The 961-nt window shown below is 64.3% G+C and carries 1 protein-coding gene; it reads right to left on the bottom strand.

What is annotated here, in order from left to right; translation table 11 throughout:
- A partial coding sequence (locus EOA27_RS38030; RefSeq protein WP_145970888.1) for a LacI family DNA-binding transcriptional regulator occupies positions 1-858 on the bottom strand: 858 nt, incomplete at its 3' end.
- Positions 859-961 lie beyond the last annotated feature (103 nt).

Here is a 961-nt window from a genome sequence, read left to right as displayed (position 1 = left end):
GCAAAGCGGCGTGTCGACAATGACGATCACCGCGATGTCGTGGCCGGGCCTAATGCCCATCTCGGCCAGCGCCTTGCAGCCGCCGAGCGCCATGGCGTCATTGTTGAAGATGACGGCTGTCGGCCGATCCTTGGAGAGCATCACGCGCGGCGTCACCTGATAGCCGCCGGTCTCGTTGATGAAGCCGTCGGCGATCAGGCCGGGGTCGACCTCGATGCCGTGCCGCTGCAGCGCCTTGCGGTAGCCGTCGAGGAACAGGTAGCCGAAGTTGAGATCGAGCGAAGGGCGGATGGCTGCAATGCGGCGGTGGCCGCGCGCGACCAGCCGGTCGACGGCTTCCTCACCCGCCCTCTCGAAATCGATATCGAGCGAAGGATAGGTGTCGCCGCCGGATTGACTTCGGCCAAGCGTGGCGAAGGGAAAGCCGGCCTTGCTGAGATAGTCGATCCGATCGTCTTCCCGCCGTGTATTGGCCAACACGACCGCGTCGGCCCGGCGCGTCTCAACCACGCGGCGCAGCCTCTCCGGCTGATATTGACCGGGCTCACCCATAACGACCATCAGATCGAGCTCGCTTTCGGCGAGCCGCGCCTGCAGACCGGTCAGGAAAGGGATGAAGAACGGCTCGCCATATTGCTGGTCGCCAGGGTGCGGTTGCAGCATGAAGGCGATCGAATGGGTGGCGCCTTTCCTGAGACTCCGGCCCGACTGGTTGGGCGAATAGTTCAGCTTCCTGGCGGCCTCCAGCACGCGCTGGCGCGTCTCCGCATTGACATCGGCACGGCCGTTCAGCGCGCGCGAGACGGTGCCGATCGAAATGTTCAGATGACGCGCGAGATCGTGGATGCTGGACGCCAAGGCCGGTTCTCCCCCTGTCTTCGCTAGCACCGGCCGCCCTTCAGGCCAAGCAGCGGGTGTCGATTTTCGCGAGCAGGTGATTGACATTCTAAGCCTTCGGGTG

This window comes from Mesorhizobium sp. M2A.F.Ca.ET.037.01.1.1 (assembly GCF_003998075.1).
Classification (GTDB): domain Bacteria; phylum Pseudomonadota; class Alphaproteobacteria; order Rhizobiales; family Rhizobiaceae; genus Mesorhizobium.
Note: the sequence above shows the minus strand (reverse complement) of the source record. Positions and strands in the feature narration are given on the sequence as shown.